The 2,952-nt window shown below is 38.6% G+C and carries 2 protein-coding genes and 1 pseudogene; all 3 read left to right on the forward strand.

The genetic code is table 11. The annotated features are described in order from the left end of the window. Nucleotides 1-1,084 precede the first annotated feature (1,084 nt). Nucleotides 1,085-1,249 carry a hypothetical protein gene (locus H5202_RS19765; RefSeq protein WP_182773571.1) on the forward strand — a complete coding sequence of 55 codons (165 nt, stop codon included), beginning with the start codon at nt 1,085-1,087 and terminating at the stop codon, nt 1,247-1,249. A 292-nt stretch (nt 1,250-1,541) separates the two neighbouring features. Next, nucleotides 1,542-2,285, forward strand: a complete 744-nt coding sequence (locus H5202_RS19770; protein ID WP_182773572.1) for an ABC transporter ATP-binding protein — start codon at nt 1,542-1,544, stop codon at nt 2,283-2,285. 7 nt (nt 2,286-2,292) lie between these two features. Then, a pseudogene (locus tag H5202_RS19775) lies at nt 2,293-2,952 on the forward strand (ABC transporter permease); the annotation flags it as partial.

Here is a 2,952-nt window from a genome sequence, read left to right on the forward strand (position 1 = left end):
CAAGAAGAGCATTTAAAACTGAATATTCCAGCCATGTATGACCTCTAAAGTACAGCTAACTGCTTTGAACGGCTCGCCAAATAAAGTCGGCCGCTTAAGTTATTGATTAATATCATCCTACATTTGCTATGTCGTTGATGTAAAGAGATAAGTTATTCGCAAAGCCCAAAAGCAAACCGAGACAACAAGATAAAGTGTTTATAAAATCGCAATGGAAATTTATTTGCAGCAATATTAATCAGTTAAATTTAATCTCATAATTGATACTTACTATCTTAGACTTAATTATTGGGTTGTTTGATATAAATTAAGCCCAAACGCATTATAACTGTATATAAAACCAGCTCATTAGATAATGCAGCCTAGGCAGTAAAAAATGGTCTATTTAGAAGAGCAATATCGATTAGTTTTTGTGTGGAAAGGAAAGTATTGTTAAATAGAGCTTTGGTCCAAAGTAGCTTTGGGGCAAAAAACGAGTTTGACTGTTTAACTTGAGAATGTATTCATTCAACTATGAACTTGGCGGTTTTTAAGACTTTTTTATTGAACAAGTTGGAGTATAGCCATTGAGAGATAATAAGAAAACCTAAAGCCACTTGCACAATGTTTAAGTCATTTCATAAAGCCACAACATACCAAGTAACTCACTTTAAGGATTACCCGAGTAGCTCACTTTGGGGTTGAGAAGTGTAAGTAACTAACTTGGGAAATAACAGATATGTGTTAATAATCTAGTCTTATCGTTCTGATAGTTAGAAGTATGTTTCAAATCTAACACCAAAAATAATTACCCTACATAAACAATGGTATAGGTTAAGGTCGCATTTTGAGCGGATAGTTGATCTGTATCATGCTGAGTGCATTATTTAACCGCTATGATTAATCAACAATATATAAGATTTAGCCATATTGATTGCTACTCGAAATCAACATGATGAACTAAACCTCCCTGAAATGAGGTGATTTTATGAGCTTAACTCCAAGAAATACGCTATTTGATATGACTAAACTTTTTGGCAACGTCTATTTCCTCATCTGTTAAGGAACAAGGAATTTGAACTTTTTAGTCCAATAGTAGGCATTAATGATATGGCGGATCATCCATCAAATTAATGCTGATTTACCTAGGGTAGAGAAAAAGAATTGCATCGATTTAGCCACATCGGTTTCCAGTATTCATGGGGTAGACGAATACAGTAAAGCGGCACTAGAGCAACAGGTAAAAGTAACACGTTACTTGAAACGTTGAGAGTTTAGAGTTGGCAATCGGCAATCGAGTCTTGCACTTATTTCACTTTATAGCACCAGTATTAAAGCTTGTTCAGAAGTGTTACTCGGCAAGAGAGTTAATTAAATGTTGTAATGAAGTGCACGTAAAGGCCTAGTTGCATTTGGGTGTTGATAACGATACTGATTATATCAATATCTATCATTGGGTTAATGTTATGGATAACGTAACTTTTTTAGCACTTCCCTACCCTGCATTATCTGGTCCTAGTTTCATGTTGTCACGTTATAGCTTGATCTAACGGAGAAGCGGTATGTCATCTGGCTCACCATCTCAACATCAAACACAAAATCCAAATGTGGTATTCCATGTACATGGGGTCACCAAAGTGTATCAAATGGGTGAGGTACAGGTGCGTGCTTTGCGCGGTGTTGATATCGATCTGCATCGTGGAGAAGTTACCGTATTGTTGGGGGCCTCTGGCAGTGGAAAATCAACATTGCTCAACATTCTTGGTGGTCTGGATACCCCCACTGAAGGCCATGTTTTTTACGGTGAGCGTGATTTAACAGAAGCCACTGAAAGAGAATTAACTGAGTATCGTCGTTTTCATGTGGGTTTCGTTTTTCAGTTTTACAATTTAATTTCCAGCCTGACGGCACGAGAAAATGTTGCCGTCGTCACAGAAATTGCAAAGTCACCGATGAAGCCAGAAGAAGCATTAGCACTAGTTGGTTTACAGGAGCGGCTTGATCATTTTCCAGCCCAGCTTTCTGGCGGTGAGCAACAACGCGTAGCTATCGCACGAGCTATTGCCAAAAATCCTGATGTATTGTTATGTGATGAGCCCACCGGTGCATTAGATTCTAAAACCGGTATTGTGGTGTTGCAGGCTTTACAACGAGTTAACCAGGAGTTAGGTACAACCACGGTTATCATTACTCACAATGCAGGCATTGCTCAAATGGCTGATCGAGTGATTCATTTAACTGACGGCTTAATCAGTGAGGTGTATCAGAATAAAACTCGTTTAAGACCTGATGAGTTGAAATGGTGAACTCAATATGAAAGCCATCGATATAAAATTATGGCGCGAACTTTGGGGTATGCGTATGCAGGCCCTAGCGATTGCGATGGTAATAGTCGGTGGTGTTTGCATTTTTATTATGTCATTAAGTACACTCGATTCATTGTTTGAAACCCGTGAAAATTATTACCGTAATCACCATTTTGCCGATGTATTTGCTTCTCTTAAACGTGCCCCTTTATCACTCGTAAAACGTATCCAAGAAATTCCTGGTGTTGATAAAGTTGAAACCCGAGTGCTGGCTTACGTGAATCTTGATATAGAAGGCTTTAATGACCCAGTAAGCGGTCATTTACTCTCTTTAAATGCTGATAACGTTGGCCTATTAAATCAGCTTTACTTACGCAAAGGACGTTTACTTGAAGCGGGTCGTGATAATGAAGTGTTACTCAGTGAAGAGTTTGCCCAAGTCCATGATTTACAACCCGGTGATAAAATTTCCGCAACCATAAATGGTCGACGAAAAGAACTTAGCATTGTAGGCCATGTTCTATCACCTGAATATATTTACCAGATTGCACCAGGGGCAATGTTCCCAGACTATTATCGATACGGTATTTTATGGATGGCACGTAAGCCATTGGCAAGTGCATATGATATGGATGGGGCATTTAACGATGTCACTCTTACCCTAAGT

Source organism: Shewanella sp. SG41-4 (assembly GCF_014164505.1).
Taxonomy (GTDB): Bacteria; Pseudomonadota; Gammaproteobacteria; order Enterobacterales; family Shewanellaceae; genus Shewanella.

Excerpts from the sequence above, each read along its gene's own strand:
- H5202_RS19765 (WP_182773571.1), top strand. The coding sequence starts at position 1,085 with ATGATATGGCGGATCATCCATCAAATTAATGCTGATTTACCTAGGGTA.
- H5202_RS19770 (WP_182773572.1), top strand. The coding sequence starts at position 1,542 with ATGTCATCTGGCTCACCATCTCAACATCAAACACAAAATCCAAATGTG.